Origin of the sequence: Spongiactinospora sp. 9N601 (assembly GCF_044326295.1) — a bacterium.
Lineage (GTDB): Bacteria > Actinomycetota > Actinomycetes > Streptosporangiales > Streptosporangiaceae > Spongiactinospora > Spongiactinospora gelatinilytica.
Map to the genome: position 1 here is coordinate 342,016 of NZ_JBIRBB010000001.1, position 23,225 is coordinate 365,240.

Genomic DNA, 23,225 nt, shown 5'->3' on the forward strand with positions numbered 1-23,225 from the left:
GCGAAAATCACCGCCTTTCCCGCCTCACGGGACGGGTCTTAAAGGATTCGTGGCCCCATCACCCTAGCAGCCCCATGGAATCGGCCCACATCACCCTCACGCACCTCTACCAGCCACAATGCACGAAACCTCGCTGAGCGCGGCGTTTGACGCCCGTCTGGGGCGGGGAGGGTCTGTAAGTCGTCAAGGGGGTCAGATGAGCTTTCGCGTCGATTCCGAGGTGGGCCGGCTGCGCCGGGTGCTCGTGCACAAGCCCGAGCTCGCCCTCAAGCGGCTGACCCCGAGCAACATGCACAGCATGCTGTTCGACGACGTCCTGTGGGTGCAGCGGGCCCTGGAGGAGCACGAGCAGTGGCAGCGGGTGCTGCGCGAGCGCGGCATCGAGGTCCATCTGCTGGCCGACCTGCTGCGCGAGACGGTCGAGATCCCCGAGGCGCGCAAGCACATCCTGGACAAGATCGTGGACGAGCGCTGGTTCGGCCCGCTGGCCACCGACGCCATCCGCAACACCCTCGACTCGCTCGGCTCGGCGGCGCTGCAGACGTACCTGACCGGCGGCATCACCAAGCGCGAGATCATGGAGCACGACTGCGCCCCCAAGAGCCTGGCCTTCCACTGCCTGGCCCCGGACGACTTCATCCTCCAGCCGCTGCCCAACCACATGTTCACCCGCGACAACTCCTCGTGGATCTACGACGGCGTCTCGATCAACGCGATGCGCAAGAAGGCGCGGATGAACGAGACCGTCAACATGGAGGCCGTCTACCGCTGGCACCCCATGTTCGCCGCGGAGCGGGCCGATGGCGGCTTTCGGGTGTGGTACCCGGGCACGGCGATGGCCCCGGCCACCATCGAGGGCGGCGACGTGCTGGTCCTCGGCAGGGGCGCGGTGCTGATCGGGGTGAGCGAGCGCACCCAGCCGCAGGCGGTCGAACTCGTCGCCCGCAACCTGTTCAAGGCCGGCTCGGCGACCACGATCGTGGCGCTGAGCATGCCGAAGGCCCGCGCCTTCATGCACCTGGACACGGTCATGACGATGGTCGGCGACGGGCGTTTCACGAAGTACGCGGGCCTGGGCATGCTGCCCTCCTACACGATCGAGCCGGGCGACAACGACAAGGAGCTGAAGGTCACCGACCACGCCCCGGAGGACATGCACCGCGCGATCGGCAACGCGATCGGCACCGGCGACATCGAGGTCCTCACCGCGCAGCAGGACGTCCACGCCGCCGAGCGCGAGCAGTGGGACGACGGGTGCAACGTGCTGGCCATCGAGCCCGGCGTGGTGATCGCCTACGACCGCAACACCACCACCAACAACTTCCTGCGCGACCGGGGCGTGGAGGTGGTGACCGTGCCCGGCGGCGAGCTGGGCCGCGGGCGCGGCGGCCCGCGCTGCCTGAGCTGCCCGCTGGAACGCGACGGCATCTGACCCCGCAAGCGGCCCGGAGTACCCATGGACGGCACCGCGCGGGCGGGGGGCGGCGGGTGAACGGCTGGCGGCGGGTGCTGCGCACCAAGCCCGCCGAGGAGATCGTCGCCGAGGGCGGCCAGGGCGAGGGCGGCGAGCTGCGCCGCACGATGACGCTCACCCAGCTCACCCTCTTCAGCGTGGGGGCCACGCTGGGCACCGGCATCTTCGTGATCCTCGGCGAGGCCACCCCGCTGGCCGGTCCGGCCGTCGTGTCGGCCTTCGTCCTGGCCGCGGTGACCGCGCTGTTCTCGGCGCTGTCCTACGCCGAGCTGGCCGGCACGATCCCGATCTCCGGGTCCTCCTACTCCTACGCGTACGCGACGCTGGGCGAGCTGGTGGCATGGGTGGCGGGGTGGTGCCTGATCCTGGAGTACGCGGTGTCGGTCTCGGCGGTCGCGGTGGGCTGGGGCCAGTACCTCAACGAGTTCCTGCGGCAGGTGGCCGGCGTCGTCATCCCCGAGGCGCTGGCCGGGCCGCCGGGGTCGGGCGGGGTGGTCAACGTCCCCGCAGTCGTGGTGGTCGCGCTGGCCACCTCGCTGCTGCTGCGCGGGGCGTCGGAGAGCGCCACCGCCAATGTGATCATGGTGTTCGTCAAGGTCGGGGTCCTGCTGTTCTTCTGCGTGGTGGCGTTCAGCGCGTTCGACACGGGCAACCTCACCCCCTTCGCCCCGATGGGCGCGGCCGGGATCAGCGCCGCCGGAGCGAAGGTGTTCTTCTCCTACATCGGTTTCGACGCCGCCTCCACGGCCGGTGAGGAGTCCAGGAACCCGCGGCGCGACCTGCCGCTGGCCATCCTGCTGTCCCTGGCCATCGTCACGGTCGTCTACGTGCTGGTGGCGCTGTCGGCGGTGGGCGCGATGCCGTGGCAGCGGCTGGCGGGCTCTGAGGCGTCGCTCGCCCAGGTCCTCACCGAGACCACCGGCGCGGCCTGGCCCTCGGCGGTGCTCTCCGCCGGGGCGGTGATCGCGATCTTCAGCGTCGTGCTCACCGTCATGTACGGCCAGACCCGCATCCTGTTCGCGATGTCCCGTGACGGGCTGATCCCCCGGATCTTCCAGCGGGTCAGCCCGCGCCGCCAGGTACCGGCCGCCAACACCCTCATCGTGGCCGCCTTCATCGCGCTGCTGGCCGGGCTGGTGCCGCTCGGCCGGCTGGCCGACGCCACCAGCATCGGCACGCTGTTCGCCTTCGCCGTGGTCAACGCCGGGGTGGTGGTGCTGCGCCGCACCAAGCCGGGGCTGCGCCGGTCCTTCCGCACGCCGCTGTACCCGCTGACGCCGATCCTCGGCGTGGTGTTCTGCCTGTTCCTGATGAGCCGGCTGGACTCCGCGACCTGGCTCACGTTCCTGGCCTGGGCGGCGTTCGGCCTGCTGGTCTACTTCGGGTACGGCTTTCGCCATTCCCGCCTCGCCAGAGGTGCGCGATGAGGTACGCCGGCGTCCTCACCGGCTACACCCCGGACCGGGGCGGCAGGGACGCGCTCGCCCTGGGCGCCCTGCTGGCCGGTCACGACTCCCGCGCCCTCACCGTCGCCGCCATCAGGCCGCCAGGTTGGACCACACCGGGCAGCGCGAAGGTCGACGCCGAATGGACCCGCTACCTGCGCGAGCGGGCCGAGGAGGCGCTGGAGGAGGCGGCGGGCCTGGTCTCCGGGGACGGGCCGGGCGGGCCGGAGCGCATCATCGGCGTGGACCGCGGCAGCGGCCACGGCCTGGCCGCGGTGGCCCGCCGGAGCGGCGCGGAGGTCATCGTCATCGGGTCGCCACCGCGCGCGGCCCGCGGGCGGATCGCCGTCGGCAGCACCGCCGACCAGTTGCTGCACTCCTCCCCCGTGCCGGTCGCGCTGGCCCCCGCCGGGTACGGCGAGCGTCCCCCGCCCGCGATCGACCGGCTGACCGTCGCCTACCGGCGCAGCCCGGGCTGCGACGCCGCGGTGCGCCTGGCCGCGGCCGGGGCGGCCCGCCTGGGGGTGCCGTTGCGGCTGCTCACGCTGGTGGTCCCGAGCCCGGCGGTGCGCGGCGCCCGGCGGGCGGCCCTTGAAGAGGACATGCTGCGCCGCTCGCGCGAGCAGTACACCGAGGATCTGGCGCTGGCCGTCCGCGAGCCGGGGCTGCCCGGCTCACCGGAGGTGACGGCGGAGATGGCCGAGGCGAGGAACGTCGGGGACGCGCTGGCCTCGGCCGGCTGGCTCCCCGGCGAGCTGCTGATCTGCGCCTCCAGCGACTCCGGGCCGCTGCGCAGGGTGTTTCTGGGGGACACCTCATTGAAGATCGTTCGGTCTGCCACACGTCCTGTTATGATCTTGCCCAGGACCCCCAAGGCCGAGCCGAGCGGCAGAAGCAGGAATGTCAAACCCTGACGAACCCATGTTTCATATGGGATCTGAGTAACGAATGCGGCGTACTTCACCGGACCGGATTCGGCATCTTTTTTCCAATCAGCTTGACCTTCGGCGTCCACCGCTTTACCGTCACTGTGCGTAACCACTCCTCGTGGCGTACCGGGCTAAACCCCAACGCTATGGTCACCGTTGGTGCCTGCCCCTGGCACCGACCCCCGGTGGTCAGGGCATAAGCCGCGAGGTAGGACAATCTAGAGAGAGCGCTACATAGAGAGCCGGGGGGCCACAGGATGCCGTCTGAGTATGCCAAGTCGCTGGGTGCACGACTCCGCGCGATCCGCACCCAGCAGGGGCTGTCCCTGCACGGAGTCGAAGAGAAGTCACGCGGCCGGTGGAAGGCCGTTGTCGTCGGCTCCTACGAGCGCGGCGACCGCGCGGTCACGGTGCAGAAGCTGGCGGAGCTCGCCGACTTCTACGGCGTGCCCGTTTCGGAGCTGTTGCCCGGGGGCGCCGCGCCGAGCCCGCTCGGCCCGACGCCGAAGCTGGTCATCGACCTGGAGCGGCTTTCCCAGTTGCCCAAGGAGAAGGCCGGCGCGCTCGCCCGTTATGCCGCGACCATTCAAAGCCAGCGTGGCGACTACAACGGCAAGGTGCTGTCGATCAGGCAGGAAGACCTGCGCTCGCTGGCGGTGATCTATGACAAGTCGCCCGGCGAGCTGACCGAAGAGCTGATCAGCTGGGGCGTCCTCGACGCCGAGGCGAGGCGCGCGGTCGAGTCCTTCTGATCCGTCCCCGGCTCGGCTCGCCGCACGTCCGATGCCCCTTTAGGAGGCGCCGCCGCCTCGGCGCTTCTTAGAGGGGCACGTCCGCGTCAGGGCCGGGCGCCGGCGCACGTCACCGCGGCGCCCCGCCGCACGGTCGCATTACCCCTTTCGTGCCCGGTAACATCAGGCGGCGATTTCAGGATCTTGCCATAGGGGAGCACGATCAAGGCACGGGCACGAGAATCGGTGGGTATGGCGCGCGTTTCAGACGGGGGGCGAGACGGCCCTCGCCGCGGCCAGGCGGCGCACCGCGCCACGCCGTCCGCCACGCGTTCGCTGCTGCTGGTGCTCCCCTACGTCGTGATGGCGATCGTGGCGATCGCCGACTGGCTGATCGTCCCCGACATCGGCCTGCTGCCGCTGCTGGCCCTCGGCCCCGCGTTCGCCAGCGTCGCCTGCGATCTGCAGCGCACCGGGATGGTCGGCATCGTCGCCGTCGCCCTGTGCCTGCCGCTCTCCACCCAGGGCCCCAGCGGCCAGTACCGCCTCCATGTGGCGCTCACGGCCATCGCGGGGGTGACCCTGGCCAGCCTGGTCGCCAGTGCCGCCCGGACCCGCCACGAACGCCGCCTGGCCGATGTCCGCTCGGTCGCCGAGGCCGCCCAGCGGGTGCTGCTGCGGCCGGTGCCCCGCAGGGTCGGTCCCGGCCTCGGGGTCGCGGTGTCCTACACCTCGGCGGTCGCCGAGGCCCGCATCGGCGGCGACCTGTACGAGGTGGTCACCCACCCGCGCGGCGTACGGGTCATCGTGGGCGACGTACAGGGCAAGGGCCTGGAGGCGGTCGAGACCGCGGCGATCGTGCTCGGCGCGTTCCGGGAGGCCGCCTACGACGAACGCGACCTGCTCGGGGTCGTGACCCGCCTGGAGAAGGCGCTGGCGCGGCGGCTCACCGGCGAGCAGTTCGTCACGGCGGTGCTGGCCGAGGTACGCGACGAGGACGAGATCGCCATCCTGAACTGCGGGCACCCGAGCCCGCTGATCATCCGCGCGGACGGCGGCGCGGAGTTCGCCGACCCGCCGGAGGAGACGCCGCCGCTCGGCCTGGCCTGGCTCAAGCCCGACGAGCCCACCGTGCTCGTGGAACGGTTCGCCGAAGGGGACCAGATCCTGCTCTACACCGACGGGATCGTAGAGGCCCGCGACCACGGCGGCGCGTTCTATCCGCTGACCGACAGAGTCCACCTGCTGACCGGCCCCGACCCGCAGACCTCCCTGGACACCCTCCGCGCCGACCTGCTCAAGCACGTAGGCCGCCCCCTCGGCGACGACGCCGCCATGCTCCTCCTCCGCCGCAGCTCCGCCCCCCTCCACCCCGACCCCTCACCTTCGGCCGAGACACCCTAAGGCTCGGCCCTCGTTAACACTCGGACGGTCTTCCTCATGTCGGGCTCCGCCCGACGCCGGGGCTCGTCGTGTGCCATACGTACCGGCCCGAATCGGATGTATCGGGCCTCCCCAGCCTCGGCGTCGGTCGCGCCCTTACCTACCGGTCCCTGGCCCCAGGAGAGCAATCCCACCGCCCTCTACTGGCCGTCCCGCCCCTTCCGTTCTGTGCGCCAAAGGGCTCGGCCCTCGCTGACGCTCGGACGGTCTTCCTCGTGTCGGGCTCCGCCCGACGCCGGGGCTCGTCATGTGCCGTAGGTGGCGGCCCGCCGAGTAGGCGTAGCGGGAACTTTTCAAACCGGACATCTCGCAGGTCGGCCGCTCCGGCTGCGGGTATGTCCCGCCAGTTCGCGGGACGCGATCGTGGCGTACGTGGGGGTCTCAATTGATCATGGCAAGGCCCCGATACGTGCTTTCTGTCCGTATGCCCACTGCTCTGGTGGCAGGCTCCGCAGGGCCATGCCCTTGCTCGCCGTTCCCACACTGACCACATCACCCACCGCCTGCCGCATCCAGGCACCCATCTTCAACAGGTGCACGCCAGGGCGTACGCCGGGCAGATCATCAACGGGGTCGGCGTCAACAGGGTGACCTCCGCCGACGATTCCCGAGCTGTGACCCAAGCCGGCAGACGCGGGAGGCAAGGTCATGTCCGGCAACGTGCCCACCAGCCTCGGGGCGGGAGCGAACGAAACGAGGATCATCGTGGCCGACTTCCGCGACTGCATCCTCATGGAGGAGGGTAACGCCGCGCCCGCCCAGCTCCGCTTCGATGAGCCGCTGTCGGCGAGTCTGGGCATCCGCCTGGTGGCCTACGGGTACAGCGCGTTCGCCTCTGGCCGCCAGCCGAAGGCGATCAGCGTCATTTCGGGTCGTGCCTGCGCTCTGATAACCGGGAAGAGCCCCCACCGGACCGGCTCCGAGGGGGCTCGCTCATGTTCTCGGCGGGGGCGTTCACCCAGGACGTCCCGCCGAGCGGGTCAGGCCGCGCCCATCCGGGCGAGGATGCCGAGCTGCACGTTCAGCGCGGCCACCATCTCGTGCGGCCCAGGGCGGGCGAACTGGGGCAGTACTCCGGCCGCCTTCTGCTCCCGAGTGGGCGGGGTGTGCTTGGTGGCCCACCACCATCCGTCTTGCACCACGATGTGCCAGCCGGGGTAGGTGGCCTCGATGGCGGTCAGGTAGGCCCGCTGGTCGGGTGTCAGATCCTCCACTGCACACCCCCGAGAAGAAGGCGCGGGCGGGCGCTCGACCACGGCCCGCCCGCGCGGCACGAGGAACTACCAACCCCTCGTGCGGGACGGTACGGCCCCGGGGCGATGGGGCGGGGCCGTACCGCGATCTGGATGGCGCGGGCAGCGTGAACACCACCTGGAAGCCGCCCGCGCCCGGCGGGCCCGCGCCGGCCCGCCGTACGGCACGGCGACGCGCAAGCCCTCGCCGCGCCGCCGTACCCGCTCAAGGGGTGTCCTCCCACGCGTCCCCGGCGATGGAGACGGTCACGCCGTCCGCCCGGTGCGCGGTGACGAGGGTCGTGCCATAGCGGTAGTCGTAGACCGCGCGGGGGGCCGGGGCGAGCCGCGCATACCGGACCCGCCCGCGCCCCTGCTGGAAGGTCGCGAGGGCGTCGAGCATCGCCTTCTCGGCAGCGGCCTCGTCATTGATCACGCCACTCGCCCCGCAGTCGCCGGCCTCCACCTCCCACACAACGAAAAGGCCGTCGTCTTGGGCGGTAAAACCGATCATGCCCGCTTTGGGTACTTCGGGCTGTCTATCATCTGTCACGGGTCGCAGACCTCCTCTGCGATCAAGGAACCCGTCGAGCGTTGCGAGCGTCTCGGCGGGTTCCGTCTGTTTCACTCTGCGTGACTACGCGCTGGTGTCATCATGAGACTGACCGAGGGGCTGGACCAGACCGTTGGCTTGGCGCGCCAACCGCGCGCCAATCACGACTTCGCGAGGACACGATGGCCGACCTGAACCCGGTGTGGCACATCTTCGGTGCCGTGATGCGTCAGCGTCGCCAGCACGCAGGCCTGAGCCTGCGTGAGGTTGGAGACGCCACCCATGTGGACTTGTCGGTGGTCGGCAAGTGGGAACGTGGCGTCCATCGGCCGGACGAAGACGCGGTGATCACGGTCGATGGCCTCGTTGGGGCGGGTGGCGATCTGGTGGCGCTCTACGCGAAAGCCCTTGAATTGGATCGCCGGCTCGGCGGTACGCTGCATCAGAGATCCTCGACCCGCGACGGAGAGGACGACGACATGGAACGCCGTGCAGCGATTCAACTCCTAGCAGCTCTCGGTACCGGTGCCTTGGTACCCCCCGGCAGTCTGGAAACCGTCTTAGCGGGCATCGAGCGCTCGGCCGGCGTCCAGGACACCTTGGGTCTCGACGACTGGGAGCGAACGGTACGAACTTATGGCCAGCTCTACTACGCCGAACCACCCAGCGCACTGATCGGCGATCTGACGGCAGACCTCATCTCGGTGAGTGGTGTGCTGAAGCGCGAGCAATCCCCATCCGCGCGTGCTGGATTGCAGCGCGTCAGCGCCCGGTTGGCCGCGCTTATGGCCACAGATTTCAGTGACGCCGGCAACCAACGACCGGCTCGTTTGACGTGGCAGACCGCGCGGCGCGCAGCCGATGTGTCGGGGGATCGCGACTTGTCGGTGTGGGTCCGAGCAAGGGAAGCCGACTGTGCCTTTTGGCAGAATCGGCCGCACTCCATGATCAGCGACATGCTCGACGATGCGATGCGGCACGCGAATGGTTCGCCTAGTGTCGGCCTCGCGGTCGCCCACGAAGTTCAGGCAAAGCTTCTCGCCATGCGAGGGGAGAAAGCCACGGCGACCGCCGCGTTGCAGAGTCTTACAACTACATTCGAGAAGCTGCCGAGCAGCGTCACCGCAGCCAGTGCCATTGGGGCGTCGATCGGGACCAGCTACCCCGAAGCCCTTATACATCGCACGACTGCCTACGTGTACGCTTTTCTGGGCGATAAGAACAAAGCGCCCAGCGCGGTTGATCAAGCGATCGCTAGCTATCCGCCCGGTCTAACAGGTGGCAATCTTCGCCTGATCCAGGCACTTGCCCATATCCATCAAGGACAGGTTGAAGACGGCTTGAGTCAAGCCGTTACCATTGCCGGTGGCGTAGCTCGCTTGACCCCCATGCGACACATGATCCTTGGCCGGATCCTAGCGGCCGTACCTGAGCAGGCGCACGCTCTGCCCGCCGCACAGGAGTTGCGGGCGCTGGCTGCCGCCTGAGCGTGCCGGATCGCTGGCAGCGAAGAAGTAGGAAGCGAAGGGCTCCGGCCAGTGCTCACCCACCGGCCGGGGATGAGCCCTGGCTGACCCCGGACTACAACTCCCCCAATATTGGCCTTGCGCTGCTGGCCCTCAAAGAACATAGGGCTGCACGGCGCGGAGTGGGCACAGGAGTACCACATGGCCCTGCGCCGCACCGAGGCACACACACATGGCCCTCGCGCGCGCGGAGGTGAACTTCACCGGTTGCCAGGCCATCTACGCCACCCATGGGGGCGCGGCCGGTTTGGCGATCTGAGTACGGGATGCGGCGTCACGCCTGTTGTACGGCGACCTGCGCAAGCGGCCAGGGGACTCGCCCGCCAAGGGCGGCGAGGTGCAACCTCGCCGAGGGGCCGGGCCCGTGATCGTGGGGGTGGGGTCAGCCGGCAAGGGGGACGGTGACGGGCAGGGCGGGCTGGCCGGGCACGCCGAGGATGGCCTCCACGGTGGTGACGAACGTCTCCGCCTCCGTGATCAGCTCTTCCGCGTCGCGTGCGCTGACCACTCGCACCATGCCCGCCTCGGCGGCGGCGCGCTTGCCCGCGCTCACCGCGAAGTAGGCCGCCCATTCGGCCAGCCGTGGCTCGGCCTCCGGGAGCAGTTCCCAGGCGCTGCGCAGTCGCCGGCGCCTGCCGTCCATCGGCCGGGGGCGGGCGGCCAGCACCGCCGCCGCCGCGCGCAGCGCGGCCAGGTGGGCGGAGACATAACGCGTCGCCGGGGTGGTCGCCGACGCGGCCTGCGTCAGGCAGTCGCGCGCATCGGCCAGGTGTGCTCTGACCGTGGGCGACAATCGGGGCCCGCTGTCATCGCTGAGCCGTGGGGTCATGCTGCAGCCTCCCTCGCTCGTGGCGGCTCCGGCTCACTGCCGGTGATGCCACATTCGCAGACAGCACCGACATTCTTGCCGGGCGGCCGGACGAGGAGCTTCCCCACTCCCCGTCCGGCCGGGCGGCGCCCACTCGTCTCCGCCGACGACGAGGACGCCACCCACCGCCCATGGAACGGGCCGCGAGTCCCGTTCTCACCATCGAACATAAATTCGATCGGAATTGATGTCAAGTCTTCTGCGAACACAGTTTCGATCAAGGGCGCTGACCAGGCCAGAGGGTGTGGTCTGGAGTCAGGGCGCGCACGCCCACACAGTCAGATGAAGTACACCCCGTCCGGGGCCACGGCGACGGTCTCGGCGGGCGAGTGGAAGAAGCGCGCCGGTCCGTAGCGAGGGCACGAAGTGCCGGCGCAGGAGGACCGAGCGGCCTGACGGCTGCCCGAAAGAGCGATGTGAACGGTGGACAGGGGCGCGCGCCTGTGAATCTTGGCCGCGAGGGCGGGAGGTGGCCGCCGAGAGCGGCGGTAGAGGGCTTTGGGGTGGGCCTCCCGGCTTGCTGCGTACTCGTGCTCGGTACGCAGCGATCCGGGAGGCACGGCACGCACCCACGGCCACCGGCAGGCCGCCGAGTGCGATGCCGGCATTGGCGATGGGGCGCCCGGCCGTTCAGTGGCCGGGGGCTGCGTCGTCGGCGGGGGCGGACTTCGGCAAGAGCTTCAGGAAGGGCAGGCAGATGACGGTGACGGCCATGACGGTGATGATGGCGAGGGTCATGGCGTGGTCGGGGGCTCCGCCATGGAGGTAAACGGTGGTGACGGTGGCGGAGCCCAGGGCGGTGGCGAGTTGCTGGACGGCGGTGAGGGTGCCGCTTGCGCTGCCTGCTTCGGCGGGGGCGGTGTCACCGATGGTGATGTCGAAGAGGGTGCCGAAGCAGGCGCCCATGCCGATGCCGGCCAGGACGCTGGCGGGTGCCAGGGCGAGCAGGGTGACGTCGGTGCCGCTGGTGATCACCAGAGCCAGCAGCCAGCCGGCTCCGGCGAGGGTGACCAGCATGCCGGCGAGGATGAGGGTGCGGCCCAGCTTCTTGGTCAGGGCCATGCCCGCGCCGGCGCCGGCGATGATTCCGAGGGTCAGCGGCAGCATGCCCAGGGCGGCGCTGCCGGGGCTGGCGCCCAGGGCCTGCTGGATGAACAGGGAGATGACGAAGCCCAGTCCGTTGGTGACGGCGAAGAACATCAGCCCGACCAGCAGCCCTGAGGTGAAGCCCTTGTTGCGGAACAGAGAGGGCTCGATGAGCGGCGCGGTCGCGGTGCGCTGACGGCGTGCGAACAGCAGCAGGAAGACCACACCGAGGGCCAGGGCCGCGAGGGAGAGGGCGCTCCAGTCGGTCTCGGAGCCTTCGATGAGGCCGAACATCGTGCCGAACATGGCCACGGCGAGGATGCCCGCGCCGACGCCGTCCACGGTGACGGACCGGTCGGCGTTGTCACGGGGCAGGATCCGGGCGGCCAGAACGACGCCGACGGTGCCCAATAGGAGGTTGACCAGGAAGATCGGCCGCCAGGACAGGCCGGCGAAGTCTGCGTCGATGACGAACCCGGCCAGGACCGGACCGCCGATGGTGGCGATACCCAGCAGCGGCCCGAACAGGTTGAACGACGTACGCCGCATGTCGGGGGTGAAGTGACGAGTCATGATCGCTATGCCCTGCGGGATGAGGAGGGCACCGAAGGCGCCCTGCAGGATCCGGGCGAAGATCATCACGCCGGGACCGGCGGCCAGCCCGCAGGCCGCTGAGGCGAGGGTGAAGCCGCTCATGCCGATCAGGAAGAGGCGGCGCTGCCCGTAGCGGTCGCCGAGGCGTCCGCCGATGATCAGCAGGACGCTCATGGCCAGGGCGTAGGACGCCCCGAGCCACTTGATCAGACCGTCGCCGCCGCCGATGTGGTCCACGATCGTGGGCGCCGCGATGTTCGTGACCGTCGCGTCGATCATGTCGAGGGCGTCGGCGAGCAGGACCAGGGCCAGGACCGCCCACATTGCGAGTTTGCCGAGCGGTGCCCCTGTCGGAGACCGGGCTTCTGTGCTGGTGGACATACGGGCCTCCAGGAGTGAACAGGGCGGAATTTCCTACTCACCAAGAAACACTACTCTGACCAAAACTGCAACCAGTAGTGATTTGGACTGGGTGGTGATATCTTTCTGGGATGGCGACCACTGGAGGCGCGCCCGGCAGGCGCGAACGCAAGAAGGCGGCGACTCGCAAGGCCCTGGCCGATGCGGCGCTGGAGCTCTTCTTGGCGCACGGCTACGAGAAGGTGACGGTCGCGCAGATCGCCGAGGCTGCGGACACCGCGACCACGACCCTGTTCGCGCACTTCCCGGCGGGCAAGGAAGCGCTGATCCTCGACGACAGCGGGGAGCGCGAGGCGGCCCTGGCCGACGCGGTCCGCAACCGGCCCGAGGGCAGCTCGGCTCTGGAGGCCCTGTACGCCTTCTTCGCCGGCCGGGCCCCTTTCGCCGACGACCAAGACCTGCCTGAGCGCTACCGGCGCGCGGCAAATCTGGTGATGAACACTCCGGCTCTGTGGGCCTACGCACGTCAGGTCTGGGTGGCCTGCCAGGACCCGCTCGCTCGCCTGCTCGCCGAAGCCGCCGGACAGGACGAGCCCGACGAATCCCTCCACATCCTGGCCCGCTACGTGCTGGAGATCCCCGACCTGGCATCGGGCCGCCCCGACCGCAAGGCCGCCCTCGCCGAGGCATTCCGCCGCCTCCACCTGGCCTGGCCCGACCTCTGACCTGCCCTCCTCGCCGTCTACGGGCCCCGCCCGCGACGCCCTGCGAGGAGCCTTCGTGGCCTGGAACGTCCACAGGCCCCGCGCCCCGACGGCAACACGGTGCTGGTGACCGGCGGCAACGCCGGCACCGGCTACTTCATCGCCGAGCAGTTCGCCGCCGCCGGAGCCACGGTCATCATCGGCAGCAGCCGCAGTCCGGCGAAAGCCGTCGCCGCGGTAGAGGCCGTCACCGCCCGCGTCACGCGAGCCCCAGCGTCGCGGAGCCCGATGTAAGTAAGAAGAGCGTCAGCGAGGGCCGAGCCCATTGGCGCACCGGACGCGTGGCGCGGTGGGGTCGGTGCGGGGGGCGGCGGGTGGAGGGCGCAGGGGCTTGTCGTACGGGAGCCGCGGGCGGCAGATGCGGTGCGAGCGGCAGCGGAGTCGGGCGGAGCCCGATGTACGGAAGAGCGGCGGCGAGGGCCGGGCCTTTGGGGCGTGCCAGTGCAGCGGGGTGAGGGGTTAAAGGGTCAGCGGCGGAACTTGCCTCGGACGTGGACGGGGACGCCCTTGCCGAGCATGGCGGGGAGGATCTTGGCCACGTGCATGGGGAGGCGGACGCAGCCGTGGGAGGCCGGGGCCAGGGGGACGGACAGGGCGCCGTGCACGGCGATGCCGCCGTTGAAGAAGATGGGGTTGTAGAGCTGGCCCAGGTAGGACTTGTGCCAGCCGGACTTGCGCCAGGTGGTCTTGTAGTCGCCCGTGGGGGTGCGGGCGTCGCCGCAGAAGCGCTGCTTCTTGCCCTGCCACTCGGTGGTCTCGCAGTACGCGATGCCGCTGCCGGAGGAGGTGTGGCTGATCAGCTTCGGCTCGCCGCCCACATAAAGGACCATGACCTGCTGGGTGAGGTTGATCTCGACCCTGGTGGCCTTGCCCCGGCGGGCCAGTACCTTGGGCGCCTTGGGGTCTTCCAGCGCGTTCCAGGTCCGGCGGGCGATCGTGCTGGTCGGGCGGATGCCGTTGACCTTCTGGAAGGCCCAGACGGCGAACTGCGTGCCGCCGCCGTACTGCCCGTCGATCTTGCCGGGGTGGTAGCCGAGCTCCTTCAGCCGCGCCTGGAGCACCTTGACGACCTTGCCCTTGGCGCCGAGGCGCAGCGTCTTGCCTGGCGCGGTGAACGGCGCGGGCTCGGCCCGGCCGGCCGCGAGCCCGGCGGCGGCCCCGGCGCTCGGTGCGCCCGCGAACTCCGCGTGTACGGCGCGCGGCGCGGGCCCGGCCACGGGCTCCGAGCCGCTGAGGCCGCATCCGGCGATGAGCAGGGCCGCCGCGGTCGCACAGGCGGCCAGTCCTAGGTGCTTAGCTGCCCCCACGTCAAACCATCCCCTCACACGCATTATCGCTAAAACAAGTGACTCTAGTGGAACAGTCACCCAGGGTCGACAAGTGCCATCGATCGGTAATCAATCGATATGTACGCCCCCGCTTGATTAGAGTGTCGGGATGCCAGAAAAGTTGCCGCACAACGCGGTAAAGGTGGAGACCGCGCTGCGCGAGCTGGGCGCGGAAGGGGAGATCGTGCTGCTGCCCGAGTCGGCGCCCACCGCCGCCGCGGCCGCCGCGCAGCTCGGCTGTGAGGTGGGCGCGATCGCCAACAGCCTGATCTTCGACGCGGACGGCACTCCCCTGCTCGTCCTCACCAGCGGTGCCCACCGGGTCGACACGGCCCTGATCGCCCGGACGGCGGGCGTCGCGAAGGTCAGGCGGGCGACGCCCGAGTTCGTCAGGGCCGCCACCGGCCAGCCGATCGGCGGGGTCGCGCCGGTGGGGCACCCCGCGCCGGTCCGCACACTGGTGGACACCTGGCTGAGCAAGCACGAGGTCGTGTGGGCGGCGGGCGGCCACCCGCACACCGTCTTCCCCACCACCTTCGAGGAGCTGGTCCGCATCACCGGCGGGACGCCGGTAGAGGTCGAGTGAGGCCGTCGGGGCGGCTGCTAGGGTGCGAGAAGTGATCGGATTGCGGCATGTCGGGCCAGAGGAGTTCGGCGCGGGGCTGGACGCGGCGATCGCCATCTACACGGCGGCCATGCGTCCCCCGGCCGACCAGCTCTCCGGTCGCAAGAGCATCATGCGCAACCACACGACCTACCCCGACTTCACCTGCGTGCTCGCCGAGCGCGAGGACGGCGAACCGGTCGGCTTCGCCTACGGCTTCCACGGCGCGGCCGACCAGTGGTGGCACGACGTGATCTACCGCTCGCTGAGCCAGGCGGGCGGGCCGGAGGCGGCACTGGGCTGGCTCGGTGACACGCTGGAGATCGCCGAGGTGCACGTGCATCCCGACTATCAGGGCAAGGGCACCGGGCGGGCGATGATGCACGCGTTGTGCGATGGGCGGCCCGAGCGCACTTCGGTGCTGTCCACGCATGACCGGCCGACCGCGGCCCGGCACCTGTACCACAGCCTCGGGTTCGCCGATCTGCTGACACAGTACGTGTTCCCCGGCGGCTACGAACGCTACGCGATCATGGGCGCGTCGCTGCCGCTCAAGGGCGCGGGCACCCCGGCACGCGCCTGAACGACGCCAAAGAGAGTCAGATCGACGTGGCCGGCGGGTCGTCCTGGACGCTCAGCGTGGTGACCTCGGCCTCGCGCGCGCCGGCACGGACGCTGCGCGCCTTCCTCGACCTGCTGCCGCACCACATCCGCGGCGACCACCGTCTTCTGGGGGCGGGGGTCGCCGTCACCACCGCTCAGACGCTCACCGAGGCCGCCGCGGGGACGGGGGCGATGCGCTGGAAGACCTCCCTGGTGGCGCTGGAGCGGTTGAAGGTGATGAAGTGGATGCCCGGCGCGCCCTCGTCGAGCAGCCGGCGGCACAGCTCCGCCGCGTGCTCGATGCCCAGCCGGCGGACCGCCTCCGGGTCGTCCTTGACCTCCTCGAAGCGGGCGGCGACCTCTTCGGGGAACGGCGCGCCGGAAAGCTGCTCGGAGCGGGCGATCGTGCTCATCCGGGTGACCGGCATGATGCCCGGGATGATCGGCGTGTCGCACCCGTTGGCCGCCACCCGGTCGCGCAGCCGCAGGTAGTCGTCGGCGCGGAAGAACATCTGGGTGATCGCGTAGTCGGCCCCCGCGCGGCACTTGCGCACGAAGAAGTCGGTGTCGGACTCGATCGTGGCCGACCTCGGATGCTTGTAGGGGAAGGCGGCCACGCCGACGCAGAAGTCGCCGGACTGCCGGATGAGCCGGACCAGCTCCTCGGCGTACAGGACGCCCTCGGGGTGCTGGACCCACTCCCCCATCGGGTCGCCGGGCGGGTCGCCGCGCACCGCGAGGATGTTGCGCACCCCGGCGTCGGCGAACCGGCCGACGAGGTGGCGCAGCTCGCGCACCGAGTGGTTGACCGCGGTGAAGTGGGCGACCGGGGTGAGGGTGGTCTCGTGGGCGACCCGCTCGACGATGCCGACGGTGCGGTCACGGTTGCCGCCGCCCGCGCCGTAGGTCACCGAGACGAAGGTGGGGCTGAGCGCCTCCAGCTCCCTGATCGCGCGCCACAACTGGCGCTCTCCCTCCTCGGACTTGGGGGGGAAGAACTCGAAGGAGAACGACCGGTCGCCGCTCGCGAGCAACTCGCGCACGGTCGGCACCCGGTCGGGGCGGACGGACGGACGACCCAAAGACATGTCCACCAGGGTACGGGGCGCCACCGGCAAACGCTAAGTCATCATCGGGTCATCGCCCGTGCCGCACCCCTGCCGGGTCCCGTGGACTCCGCGCCGGAGTCCTGTCAAGTGCCTGCCGAACTCCATGCTGAAACGGGCAGTCGGGATCATTCCCCGCGGCGCCCTGCCGTTACGCTCGGAACATGACCGTTTCCGGCGCCGCGCGCGGCATGCTCCGCACCGAGGTCGACCGTTCGCTGAAGACCTTCCTCGACCATCAGCGAGCGGTGGCCGGCGGGCCCGACGTCGCGCCGCTCTTCGACGCCGCCGAGGACTTCCTGGCGGGCGGGAAGCGGCTGCGCCCGGCCTTTTGCTACTGGGGCTGGAAGGCCGCGGGCGGCGGCGACGACCCCGCGGTGCTCACCGCGGCGGCCTCCCTCGAACTGCTCCAGGCCAGCGCCCTCGTACACGACGACCTGATGGACAACAGCGACCTGCGGCGCGGCATGCCCGCCGCGCACCGCCGCTTCCAGACCCTGCACGAGAAGGAGAGCTGGAACGGTTCGGCCGAGCAGTTCGGCGCGGGGGCCGCGGTGCTGCTGGGCAACCTGCTGCTGCTCTGGTCGAGCGAGATGTGGCGCACCTGCGGGCTGCCCCCTGAGGCGCTGGCCGCCGCCCAGCCCGCGCACGACCACATGCGCACCGAGCTGATGTGCGGCCAGTACCTCGACCTGCTGGAACAGGCGCACGGCGAGAACACCTTCGAAAGCGCGCTGCGGGTCGCGCTCTACAAGAGCGGCCGGTACTCGGTGGAGCGCCCGCTGCGGCTCGGCCTGACGCTGGCGGCCAGGGGCGCGCCGCCGTGGACGGACGCGCTGTGCTCCGACTACGGCACCGGCGTGGGCATCGCCTTCCAGCTCCGTGACGACGTGCTCGGCGTCTTCGGCGACCCCTCGCAGACCGGCAAGCCGGCCGGTGACGACCTGCGCGAGGGCAAGCGGACCATGCTGATCGCCCGCACGCTGGCCGCGGCGCCGTCCGAGGCGGCGGCCGTGGTCCGGCGGCTGCTCGGCGACCCCGCCCTCGGTGCGGAGGGCGTGGCCACGCTGCGCACGATCATCCAGGAGAGCGGGGCGCTGGCGGCCTGCGAGGAGATGATCAAGCGGTACCTGCACGACGCCCTGGACGCGCTGGAGCGTGCCCCGATCACCGCGGAGGCGCGTACCGCCCTGGCCGACCTCGCGGTGGCCGCCACGACCCGCGACATGTGAGCCCGGCCGGAAGGCTCACGGCGGCTGCGCCGCGGCCAGGCGGGCGGCGAACTCCGCCGCCGCCGCGGCGGGGTCGTCGGCGTCGGTGATGGCGCGGACCACGACGACCCGGCGCGCGCCGTAGGAGATCACCTCGTCCAGGCGGGCCAGGTCGATGCCGCCGATGGCGAACCAGGGGCGCGTGGCGGGCAGGTCCGCCGCGTGCTTGAGCAGGCCGGGGCCCGGGGCCGGGCGGCCCGGTTTGGTCGGCGTGGGCCAGACCGGGCCGCAGCAGTAGTAGTCGACGCCGTCTTCGGCCGCCGCCGCGGACGCCTCGCCGGCCTCGTGGGTGGAGCGGCCGATGAGGATGTCGGGGCCGAGGATGTCGCGCGCGACGGTGACCGGCAGGTCGTCCTGGCCGAGATGCAGGATGTCGGGCCGGGCGGCGTAGGCCACGTCGGCCCGGTCGTTGACGGCCAGGAGCGCGCCGTGCCGGTCGCAGGCGTCGCGGAACACCTCCAGCAGGGCCAGTTCGTCACGCGCCTCCAGGCCCTTCTCCCGAAGCTGCACGATGTCGACCCCGGCGCCGAGCACGGCGTCGAGGAAGGCGGGCAGGTCACCGCGGTTGCGGCGGCCGTCGGTGCAGAGGTAGAGGCGGGCCGATCGCAGGCGCTCGGTGAGCGCGGTACGGCTCGCGCCGGGCGTGGCACGCCCGGCGGAGGATGGGTGAGATGACATCGGGCGGCCGGTCAGAAGGCGAGCGCCTGCGCCCGGCGCTTGACCTCGGTGTGCCGGCCGGCGGCGATCGCCTGGACGGGCGCCCCGGTCAGGGACTCGTCCGGGGTGAACAGCCAGCGCAGTGCCTCGACGTCGTCGTATCCGGCGTCACCGAGCACGGTCAGCGTGCCCGGCAGGCCCTTGAGCACATCGTCAGCGGCCAGGAAGGCGGCGGGCACCTGGGGCTCGCCACCGTCCCGGCGTACTCCGATGATCTTGCGGTCCTTCAGCAGTTGCTTGGCCCGGCCGGCCGACAGGCCCAGCCGCTTGGCCACTTCCGACAGCGGGATCCACTCCCCTACCAACTCGTCGGTCTGCTGGTCGATCTGTGCAACAGAAAGCGTCACGAATCCACCAGTACCACGACTGGGCGATCTGCAAACACCCTCAGGCGACCACGCAATCGCGCAGCATGGTGCCGGGATCGGCCAGGCGGCGGGCGTCGAGCCGCCGGCCGGCCTCCACGATCCGCCTGCCCTGGACGAGGTCGCGAGGGCGATCGACGGTGAGGATCGCGGTCAGCCGGTCATCGCCGGTCAGCCAGCAGATGGCCCATTTGGCGTCGGTGTGCGGGTCGCCCCGCAGGACGCGGCGGGCGGCGCGCGGGCCCGCGTGGTACCCGGCGTACTGCACCATGTGCCCGAACTGCTCCGACCAGAAGTAGGGCACCGGGTCGTAGACGGCGTCCTCGCCGAGAATGGCCGCGGCGGCGACGTCGGGCGCGCCGAGCGCGGTGTCCCAGTGCTCCACCCGCAGCCGGCGCGCGAACCTGCGCGACCACCAGGCGGCGCAGTCGCCGACCGCGACGACGCCGGGCAGCGAGGTGCGCAGGTGCTCGTCGGTCACGACCCCGTCGGCCAGCTCGATGCCGGAACCGGACAGCCAGCCGATCGCCGGGCGGACGCCCACGCCGGTGACGACGACGTCGGCCTTGATCCGCGAGCCGTCGGCGAGCGTGAGCCCGTCGTGGTCGACCGAGGCGACCCGTGTGGAAAGGCGCAGCTCGACCCCGGCCTCCGCGTACCACGGGACCGTCCACGCGCCCGCGTCGTCGCCGAGCGCCGCGCTCAGCGGGGTGGGAGCGGCCTCCACGACGACCACGTCGCACCCGGCGCGGGCCGCCGCGGTGGTGACCTCCGCGCCGATCCAGCCCGCGCCGATGACCGCCACCCGGACCCCGGGCGCGAGCCGGTCGCGCAGCTCCAGGGCGTCGTCGATGGTCCGCAGCACGTGCTGGCGGCCCTCACCGCGCAGCCTGATCGGCGTGGCGCCGGTCGCGATCACCAGCCCGTCGTACGGCAGCTCGCCCTCGGTCGTCTCGACCACTCCGGGCCGCAGCCCCTTGGCGGCCACGGCCTGACGCCAGTCGATCTTCAGGGCGTCGAGGTCGAGGTCGACGTAGGTCGAGTCGATCTCCTTCTCCCTGTTCAGCACGGCCTTGGAGAGCGGCGGGCGGTCATAGGGCCGGTGCCGCTCCTCTCCGATCAGAGTGATTCTGCCGTCGTACCCGTGGGCCCGAAGGGCCTCAAGACTGCGCACACCGGCGAGCCCGGCTCCCACCACCACGACCTGATTCACAACCCACGACCCTAAGTCGGCGCATCGAAAGCGCGCCAATGGCGATTCGACAACGAAAACGCTAATCCATGTACACGCCCGCAGCTGACACCCCGTGCGGGGTCACTTCTGCGGACGCTTAGGCTAGAAGGGATAAACGCACGGGAGTCCGGACGAACCGGGCTGAGAGGAGGGCTGTCACGGCCCTCGACCGTAACAGAACCTGATCCGGGTCATGCCGGCGAAGGGAGCGATCGGCCGCATGAGGCCACAGCGCAGCGAGCACCACCGAAGCGAGCAAAACCGCCACCAACCAGTCGATCGGGAACGAAGGAACCTGGTAGGGGCCTCCGAGGAGACCGGCTCGGAAGGAGCCACCCACGATGGGCGTACCCCGCCCAGGGCGGCCCCAAGCGAAGGTATGCGGAGTGTCGATCCCCCAGGTGGGGATGAGTTCGGCCCGAAACCCGCGGCCGGAGTCGCGAGCCTCCCGCACGCCGTGTCCCCCGGCGGGCTCGCGAACGGCCCGAAACCCCTCGGCGACCCCCCGGGCGTCCCCGCTCCCCCGCCGCTGAGCGCGGCCGGAGGCGTACCGGCGTCCGGTGGCGCCCCACTCGCCGATTCCCCGGGTACGGACGCGCCGGGACCGAAAAACCCGGCCGGACACGGAAGCACCCCAACCAGGGTTGATGGCGGCCCGCAAACGGCCGCAGAGCCCGCCGGGCGGCTCGCGGGCCGAGCGGGGCGGGTCGTGGTGGTGGGAGGCGGCGTCGTCGGGCTGAGCGTCGCGTGGCGGGCGGCCCGGGAGGGCGCGGCCGTGACGGTCATCGACCCCGATCCTGGGGGCGGCGCGTCGTACGCCGCGGCCGGGATGCTCGCGCCGGTGAGCGAGGTCACCTACACCGAGGAGCCGCTGCTGCGGCTGGGGGTGGACTCCCTCGCCCGCTGGCCGCGCTTCGCCGCCGAACTCACCGAGGCCACCGGCGACGACCTCGACCTGCGCTCGGCGGGCACGCTGGACGTCGCCTTCGGCGCGGACGACCTGGCGGCGCTGGGCGAGCTGGCGGAGTTCATGGCCAAACTGGACCTCCCCGTCGAACGGCTCACCGGCCGCGAGTGCCGCCGCCTGGAGCCCATGCTGGCCCCGTCGGTGCGCGGCGGCCTGCTCGCCCCCGGCGACTCCTGGGTGAACCCGCGCCGGGTGACCCGCGCCCTGCTCACCGCCCTGTCCAGGCTCGGTGTCCCGGTGCTGCGCCGCCGGGTCGCCGAAGTGGTGGTGGCCGGCGGCACGGTCCAGGGCGTACGGCTCGCGGCGGCGGACGCCGAGCCCGGCTCGCGCGGCGTGCGGCCCGGCCGCGCCCCGCTCCCCCGTCAGGACTCCGGGGCGGCCCCGGAGCAGATCCCGGCGGACCAGGTGGTGCTGGCGGCCGGGGCGTGGACCGGCTCGCTGCCCGGGGTGCCCGGCGGCGTGCTGCCCCCGGTACGACCGGTCAAGGGCCAGATCATGCGCCTGCGCACGCCCTATCCCGCGCTGACCCGCTGTGTGCGCGGCACCGTCCACGGCTCCCCCGTCTACCTGGTGCCGCGCGGAGACGGCGAGGTGGTGCTCGGAGCCACCCAGGAGGAGATGGGCTTCGACACCCGTGTCACGGCCGGCGGCCTGTGGGAGATCCTGCGCGACGCCAGGGAACTGGTGCCGGGCGTCACCGAGTGGGAGGTCACCGACGTGGTGGCCGGACTGCGCCCGGGGACGCCCGACAACCTGCCCGCGATCGGCCGCACCGCGCTGCCGGGGCTCCTGGTCGCCACCGGCCATCACCGGGGCGGCGTACTGCTCGCCCCCCTCACCGCCGATCTGGTCGTCCGCCTGCTGGCGGGCGAGACGATCGTGGACCACCCCTGTTCACCATCGCGTTTCGAGGAAAGCACCGAATGAAAGTGACCATCAACGGCAGCCCGTACGACCTCCCCGAGGGGGCCACCGTGGCGAACGCCGTGACCGCGCTCACCACCGCGACCTCGGGTGTGGCGGTCGCGTTGAACGAGGAGGTCATCACCAGGGGGGCGTGGGAGTCGACCGCGCTTTCCGAGCGGGACCGCGTGGAAGTGCTCACCGCGGTGCAGGGAGGATGACGATGACCGGTCAGATGACCGAGCAGGCGGCGGGCCCGCCGCCGGTGAACGGCGCGGCGGAGGAGGACCGGTTCACCATCGCCGGCCGGGCGTTCGGCTCCCGGCTGATCATGGGAACCGGCGGCGCGCCCTCCCTGGAGGTGCTCGACCGGGCGCTGGCCGCCTCGGGCACCGAGCTGACCACGGTGGCGATGCGGCGGGTGGACCCGTCCGCGCCCGGGTCCGTGCTCGACGTACTGCGGCGGCGCGGCATCGCGGTGCTGCCGAACACCGCCGGCTGCTACACGGCGGGCGACGCCGTGCTGACCGCCCGGCTGGCCCGCGAGGCGCTGGGCACCAACTGGGTGAAGGTCGAGGTCATCAACGACGAGCGCACCCTGCTGCCCGACCCGATCGAGACCTTCGACGCCGCCGAGCGGCTGATCGCCGACGGGTTCGTGGTGCTGCCCTACATCGGCGACGATCCGGCGCTGGCCAGGAGGCTGGAGCAGGCCGGGTGCGCCGCCGTGATGCCGCTGGGCTCGCCGATCGGCTCGGGCCTCGGCATCCGCAACCCGCACAGCATCGAACTGATCGTGGAGGCCGTCTCGGTGCCGGTGATCCTGGACGCGGGCATCGGCACCGCCAGCGACGCGGCCCTGGCCATGGAACTCGGCTGCGAGGCGGTCATGCTGGCCACCGCGGTCACCCGCGCGCAACGGCCGGAGCGGATGGCCGCGGCGATGCGGTCGGCCGTCGAGGCCGGGCGGCTGGCCAGGCTGGCGGGGCGCATTCCACGCAGAAGGTACGCCGAGGCGTCCTCGCCGCTGACTCCCTAGCGTTCTTGCCCAACCTGTGGGAACGGCTCGGCATCGGTTTGGGACGTAGGCGCGGTGCCCCGCGCAAATCGCCCGTAAACTCG

24 protein-coding genes and 1 riboswitch are annotated in these 23,225 nt (G+C 71.1%); of the genes, 14 read left to right on the plus strand and 10 right to left on the minus strand.

The annotated features are described in order from the left end of the window. Positions 1 to 196 precede the first annotated feature (196 nt). The 5 genes from ACH34R_RS01445 to ACH34R_RS01465 all read left to right on the plus strand — a co-directional run bounded on the left by ACH34R_RS01445 (position 197) and on the right by ACH34R_RS01465 (position 5,983). Positions 197 to 1,432 (plus strand): arginine deiminase, encoded by a 1,236-nt coding sequence (locus tag ACH34R_RS01445; RefSeq protein ID WP_397559453.1) that lies wholly within the window; start codon positions 197 to 199, stop codon positions 1,430 to 1,432. Positions 1,433 to 1,488: 56 nt separating this feature from the next. Beyond that, a complete protein-coding gene (locus tag ACH34R_RS01450) occupies positions 1,489 to 2,901 on the plus strand; it encodes an amino acid permease (protein WP_397559454.1) in 1,413 nt (470 codons plus the stop codon). Beyond that, positions 2,898 to 3,833: a universal stress protein gene (locus tag ACH34R_RS01455; RefSeq protein ID WP_397559455.1), complete on the plus strand. Its 936-nt coding sequence runs from the start codon at positions 2,898 to 2,900 to the stop codon at positions 3,831 to 3,833. Before ACH34R_RS01450 ends, ACH34R_RS01455 begins: the two co-directional genes overlap by 4 nt. A 272-nt stretch (positions 3,834 to 4,105) precedes the next feature. Beyond that, positions 4,106 to 4,600, plus strand: coding sequence for a transcriptional regulator (locus tag ACH34R_RS01460; RefSeq protein WP_111165395.1), 495 nt, complete (start codon positions 4,106 to 4,108; stop codon positions 4,598 to 4,600). A 231-nt stretch (positions 4,601 to 4,831) separates the two neighbouring features. Then, positions 4,832 to 5,983 carry a PP2C family protein-serine/threonine phosphatase gene (locus ACH34R_RS01465; RefSeq protein ID WP_397559456.1) on the plus strand — a complete coding sequence of 384 codons (1,152 nt, stop codon included), beginning with the start codon at positions 4,832 to 4,834 and terminating at the stop codon, positions 5,981 to 5,983. A gap of 1,019 nt (positions 5,984 to 7,002) precedes the next feature. Here ACH34R_RS01465 and ACH34R_RS01470 read toward each other — a convergent pair. Together ACH34R_RS01470 and ACH34R_RS01475 are read right to left on the minus strand one after the other, a co-directional pair. Beyond that, complete coding sequence (locus tag ACH34R_RS01470) at positions 7,003 to 7,236, minus strand: hypothetical protein (RefSeq protein ID WP_397559457.1); 234 nt, start codon at positions 7,234 to 7,236, stop codon at positions 7,003 to 7,005. Positions 7,237 to 7,480: 244 nt separating this feature from the next. After that, on the minus strand, positions 7,481 to 7,768 hold the full coding sequence (locus ACH34R_RS01475; protein WP_397559458.1) for a hypothetical protein: 288 nt from the start codon (positions 7,766 to 7,768) through the stop codon (positions 7,481 to 7,483). A 221-nt stretch (positions 7,769 to 7,989) separates the two neighbouring features. Between ACH34R_RS01475 and ACH34R_RS01480 the strand changes: the two genes are divergently transcribed. Then, entirely contained in the window at positions 7,990 to 9,294 is a 1,305-nt protein-coding gene (locus ACH34R_RS01480) for a multiprotein-bridging factor 1 family protein (RefSeq protein WP_397559459.1), read from the plus strand. Between the two features lie 421 nt (positions 9,295 to 9,715). On the opposite strand, the gene ACH34R_RS01485 is transcribed toward ACH34R_RS01480, so the two are convergent. Beyond that, on the minus strand, positions 9,716 to 10,162 hold the full coding sequence (locus tag ACH34R_RS01485; RefSeq protein ID WP_397559460.1) for an SAV_6107 family HEPN domain-containing protein: 447 nt from the start codon (positions 10,160 to 10,162) through the stop codon (positions 9,716 to 9,718). 669 nt (positions 10,163 to 10,831) lie between these two features. After that, positions 10,832 to 12,262 (minus strand): MFS transporter, encoded by a 1,431-nt coding sequence (locus ACH34R_RS01490; RefSeq protein WP_397559461.1) that lies wholly within the window; start codon positions 12,260 to 12,262, stop codon positions 10,832 to 10,834. Positions 12,263 to 12,372: 110 nt separating this feature from the next. Between ACH34R_RS01490 and ACH34R_RS01495 the strand changes: the two genes are divergently transcribed. Beyond that, positions 12,373 to 12,966: a TetR/AcrR family transcriptional regulator gene (locus ACH34R_RS01495; protein WP_397559462.1), complete on the plus strand. Its 594-nt coding sequence runs from the start codon at positions 12,373 to 12,375 to the stop codon at positions 12,964 to 12,966. A 105-nt stretch (positions 12,967 to 13,071) separates the two neighbouring features. Continuing rightward, complete coding sequence (locus ACH34R_RS01500; protein WP_397559463.1) at positions 13,072 to 13,239, plus strand: hypothetical protein; 168 nt, start codon at positions 13,072 to 13,074, stop codon at positions 13,237 to 13,239. Positions 13,240 to 13,472: 233 nt separating this feature from the next. On the opposite strand, the gene ACH34R_RS01505 is transcribed toward ACH34R_RS01500, so the two are convergent. Next, on the minus strand, positions 13,473 to 14,312 hold the full coding sequence (locus ACH34R_RS01505) for a L,D-transpeptidase family protein (RefSeq protein ID WP_397559464.1): 840 nt from the start codon (positions 14,310 to 14,312) through the stop codon (positions 13,473 to 13,475). A 130-nt stretch (positions 14,313 to 14,442) separates the two neighbouring features. Between ACH34R_RS01505 and ACH34R_RS01510 the strand changes: the two genes are divergently transcribed. Both ACH34R_RS01510 and ACH34R_RS01515 read left to right on the plus strand, forming a co-directional pair. Continuing rightward, positions 14,443 to 14,919 (plus strand): YbaK/EbsC family protein, encoded by a 477-nt coding sequence (locus ACH34R_RS01510; protein ID WP_397559465.1) that lies wholly within the window; start codon positions 14,443 to 14,445, stop codon positions 14,917 to 14,919. A 31-nt stretch (positions 14,920 to 14,950) separates the two neighbouring features. Further along, positions 14,951 to 15,520: a GNAT family N-acetyltransferase gene (locus tag ACH34R_RS01515; RefSeq protein ID WP_397559466.1), complete on the plus strand. Its 570-nt coding sequence runs from the start codon at positions 14,951 to 14,953 to the stop codon at positions 15,518 to 15,520. Positions 15,521 to 15,536: 16 nt separating this feature from the next. Here ACH34R_RS01515 and ACH34R_RS01520 read toward each other — a convergent pair whose 3' ends face one another. Beyond that, positions 15,537 to 15,692, minus strand: a complete 156-nt coding sequence (locus ACH34R_RS01520) for a hypothetical protein (protein ID WP_397559467.1) — start codon at positions 15,690 to 15,692, stop codon at positions 15,537 to 15,539. Positions 15,693 to 15,695: 3 nt separating this feature from the next. Beyond that, entirely contained in the window at positions 15,696 to 16,628 is a 933-nt protein-coding gene (gene metF, locus ACH34R_RS01525; RefSeq protein WP_111171129.1) for a methylenetetrahydrofolate reductase [NAD(P)H], read from the minus strand. A 182-nt stretch (positions 16,629 to 16,810) separates the two neighbouring features. Between metF and ACH34R_RS01530 the strand changes: the two genes are divergently transcribed. Next, positions 16,811 to 17,878 (plus strand): polyprenyl synthetase family protein, encoded by a 1,068-nt coding sequence (locus ACH34R_RS01530; RefSeq protein ID WP_397559468.1) that lies wholly within the window; start codon positions 16,811 to 16,813, stop codon positions 17,876 to 17,878. Between the two features lie 15 nt (positions 17,879 to 17,893). Here ACH34R_RS01530 and thiE read toward each other — a convergent pair whose 3' ends face one another. The 3 genes from thiE to ACH34R_RS01545 are packed head-to-tail and all read right to left on the minus strand — an operon-like array spanning position 17,894 to position 20,212. Then, entirely contained in the window at positions 17,894 to 18,595 is a 702-nt protein-coding gene (thiE, locus tag ACH34R_RS01535) for a thiamine phosphate synthase (RefSeq protein ID WP_397559469.1), read from the minus strand. 11 nt (positions 18,596 to 18,606) lie between these two features. Continuing rightward, on the minus strand, positions 18,607 to 18,981 hold the full coding sequence (locus ACH34R_RS01540; protein WP_397559470.1) for an Rv2175c family DNA-binding protein: 375 nt from the start codon (positions 18,979 to 18,981) through the stop codon (positions 18,607 to 18,609). Between the two features lie 40 nt (positions 18,982 to 19,021). Continuing rightward, positions 19,022 to 20,212: an NAD(P)/FAD-dependent oxidoreductase gene (locus tag ACH34R_RS01545; protein ID WP_397559471.1), complete on the minus strand. Its 1,191-nt coding sequence runs from the start codon at positions 20,210 to 20,212 to the stop codon at positions 19,022 to 19,024. Between the two features lie 130 nt (positions 20,213 to 20,342). After that, a riboswitch (TPP riboswitch) is annotated at positions 20,343 to 20,458 on the plus strand. Between the two features lie 484 nt (positions 20,459 to 20,942). On the opposite strand from ACH34R_RS01545, the gene ACH34R_RS01550 reads away from it, so the two are divergent. Genes ACH34R_RS01550 through ACH34R_RS01560 form a run of 3 tightly spaced genes read left to right on the plus strand, consistent with a single transcriptional unit; the run spans position 20,943 to position 23,142 of the window. After that, complete coding sequence (locus tag ACH34R_RS01550; RefSeq protein ID WP_397559472.1) at positions 20,943 to 22,127, plus strand: FAD-dependent oxidoreductase; 1,185 nt, start codon at positions 20,943 to 20,945, stop codon at positions 22,125 to 22,127. Next, entirely contained in the window at positions 22,124 to 22,324 is a 201-nt protein-coding gene (gene thiS / locus ACH34R_RS01555) for a sulfur carrier protein ThiS (protein ID WP_397559473.1), read from the plus strand. Before ACH34R_RS01550 ends, thiS begins: the two co-directional genes overlap by 4 nt. 14 nt (positions 22,325 to 22,338) lie before the next feature. Beyond that, positions 22,339 to 23,142, plus strand: a complete 804-nt coding sequence (locus ACH34R_RS01560; RefSeq protein WP_397559791.1) for a thiazole synthase — start codon at positions 22,339 to 22,341, stop codon at positions 23,140 to 23,142. Positions 23,143 to 23,225: the final 83 nt, after the last annotated feature.

What these genes read in the sequence shown, in the direction of transcription:
- ACH34R_RS01445 (WP_397559453.1), top strand. Translation starts at nt 197, where the DNA reads ATGAGCTTTCGCGTCGATTCCGAGGTGGGCCGGCTGCGCCGGGTGCTC.
- ACH34R_RS01455 (WP_397559455.1), top strand. Translation starts at nt 2,898, where the DNA reads ATGAGGTACGCCGGCGTCCTCACCGGCTACACCCCGGACCGGGGCGGC.
- ACH34R_RS01460 (WP_111165395.1), top strand. Translation starts at nt 4,106, where the DNA reads ATGCCGTCTGAGTATGCCAAGTCGCTGGGTGCACGACTCCGCGCGATC.
- ACH34R_RS01465 (WP_397559456.1), top strand. Translation starts at nt 4,832, where the DNA reads ATGGCGCGCGTTTCAGACGGGGGGCGAGACGGCCCTCGCCGCGGCCAG.
- ACH34R_RS01475 (WP_397559458.1), bottom strand. Translation starts at nt 7,768, where the DNA reads ATGATCGGTTTTACCGCCCAAGACGACGGCCTTTTCGTTGTGTGGGAG.
- ACH34R_RS01480 (WP_397559459.1), top strand. Translation starts at nt 7,990, where the DNA reads ATGGCCGACCTGAACCCGGTGTGGCACATCTTCGGTGCCGTGATGCGT.
- ACH34R_RS01485 (WP_397559460.1), bottom strand. Translation starts at nt 10,162, where the DNA reads ATGACCCCACGGCTCAGCGATGACAGCGGGCCCCGATTGTCGCCCACG.
- ACH34R_RS01490 (WP_397559461.1), bottom strand. Translation starts at nt 12,262, where the DNA reads ATGTCCACCAGCACAGAAGCCCGGTCTCCGACAGGGGCACCGCTCGGC.
- ACH34R_RS01495 (WP_397559462.1), top strand. Translation starts at nt 12,373, where the DNA reads ATGGCGACCACTGGAGGCGCGCCCGGCAGGCGCGAACGCAAGAAGGCG.
- ACH34R_RS01510 (WP_397559465.1), top strand. Translation starts at nt 14,443, where the DNA reads ATGCCAGAAAAGTTGCCGCACAACGCGGTAAAGGTGGAGACCGCGCTG.
- metF (WP_111171129.1), bottom strand. Translation starts at nt 16,628, where the DNA reads ATGTCTTTGGGTCGTCCGTCCGTCCGCCCCGACCGGGTGCCGACCGTG.
- ACH34R_RS01530 (WP_397559468.1), top strand. Translation starts at nt 16,811, where the DNA reads ATGACCGTTTCCGGCGCCGCGCGCGGCATGCTCCGCACCGAGGTCGAC.
- thiE (WP_397559469.1), bottom strand. Translation starts at nt 18,595, where the DNA reads ATGTCATCTCACCCATCCTCCGCCGGGCGTGCCACGCCCGGCGCGAGC.
- thiS (WP_397559473.1), top strand. Translation starts at nt 22,124, where the DNA reads ATGAAAGTGACCATCAACGGCAGCCCGTACGACCTCCCCGAGGGGGCC.
- ACH34R_RS01560 (WP_397559791.1), top strand. Translation starts at nt 22,339, where the DNA reads ATGACCGAGCAGGCGGCGGGCCCGCCGCCGGTGAACGGCGCGGCGGAG.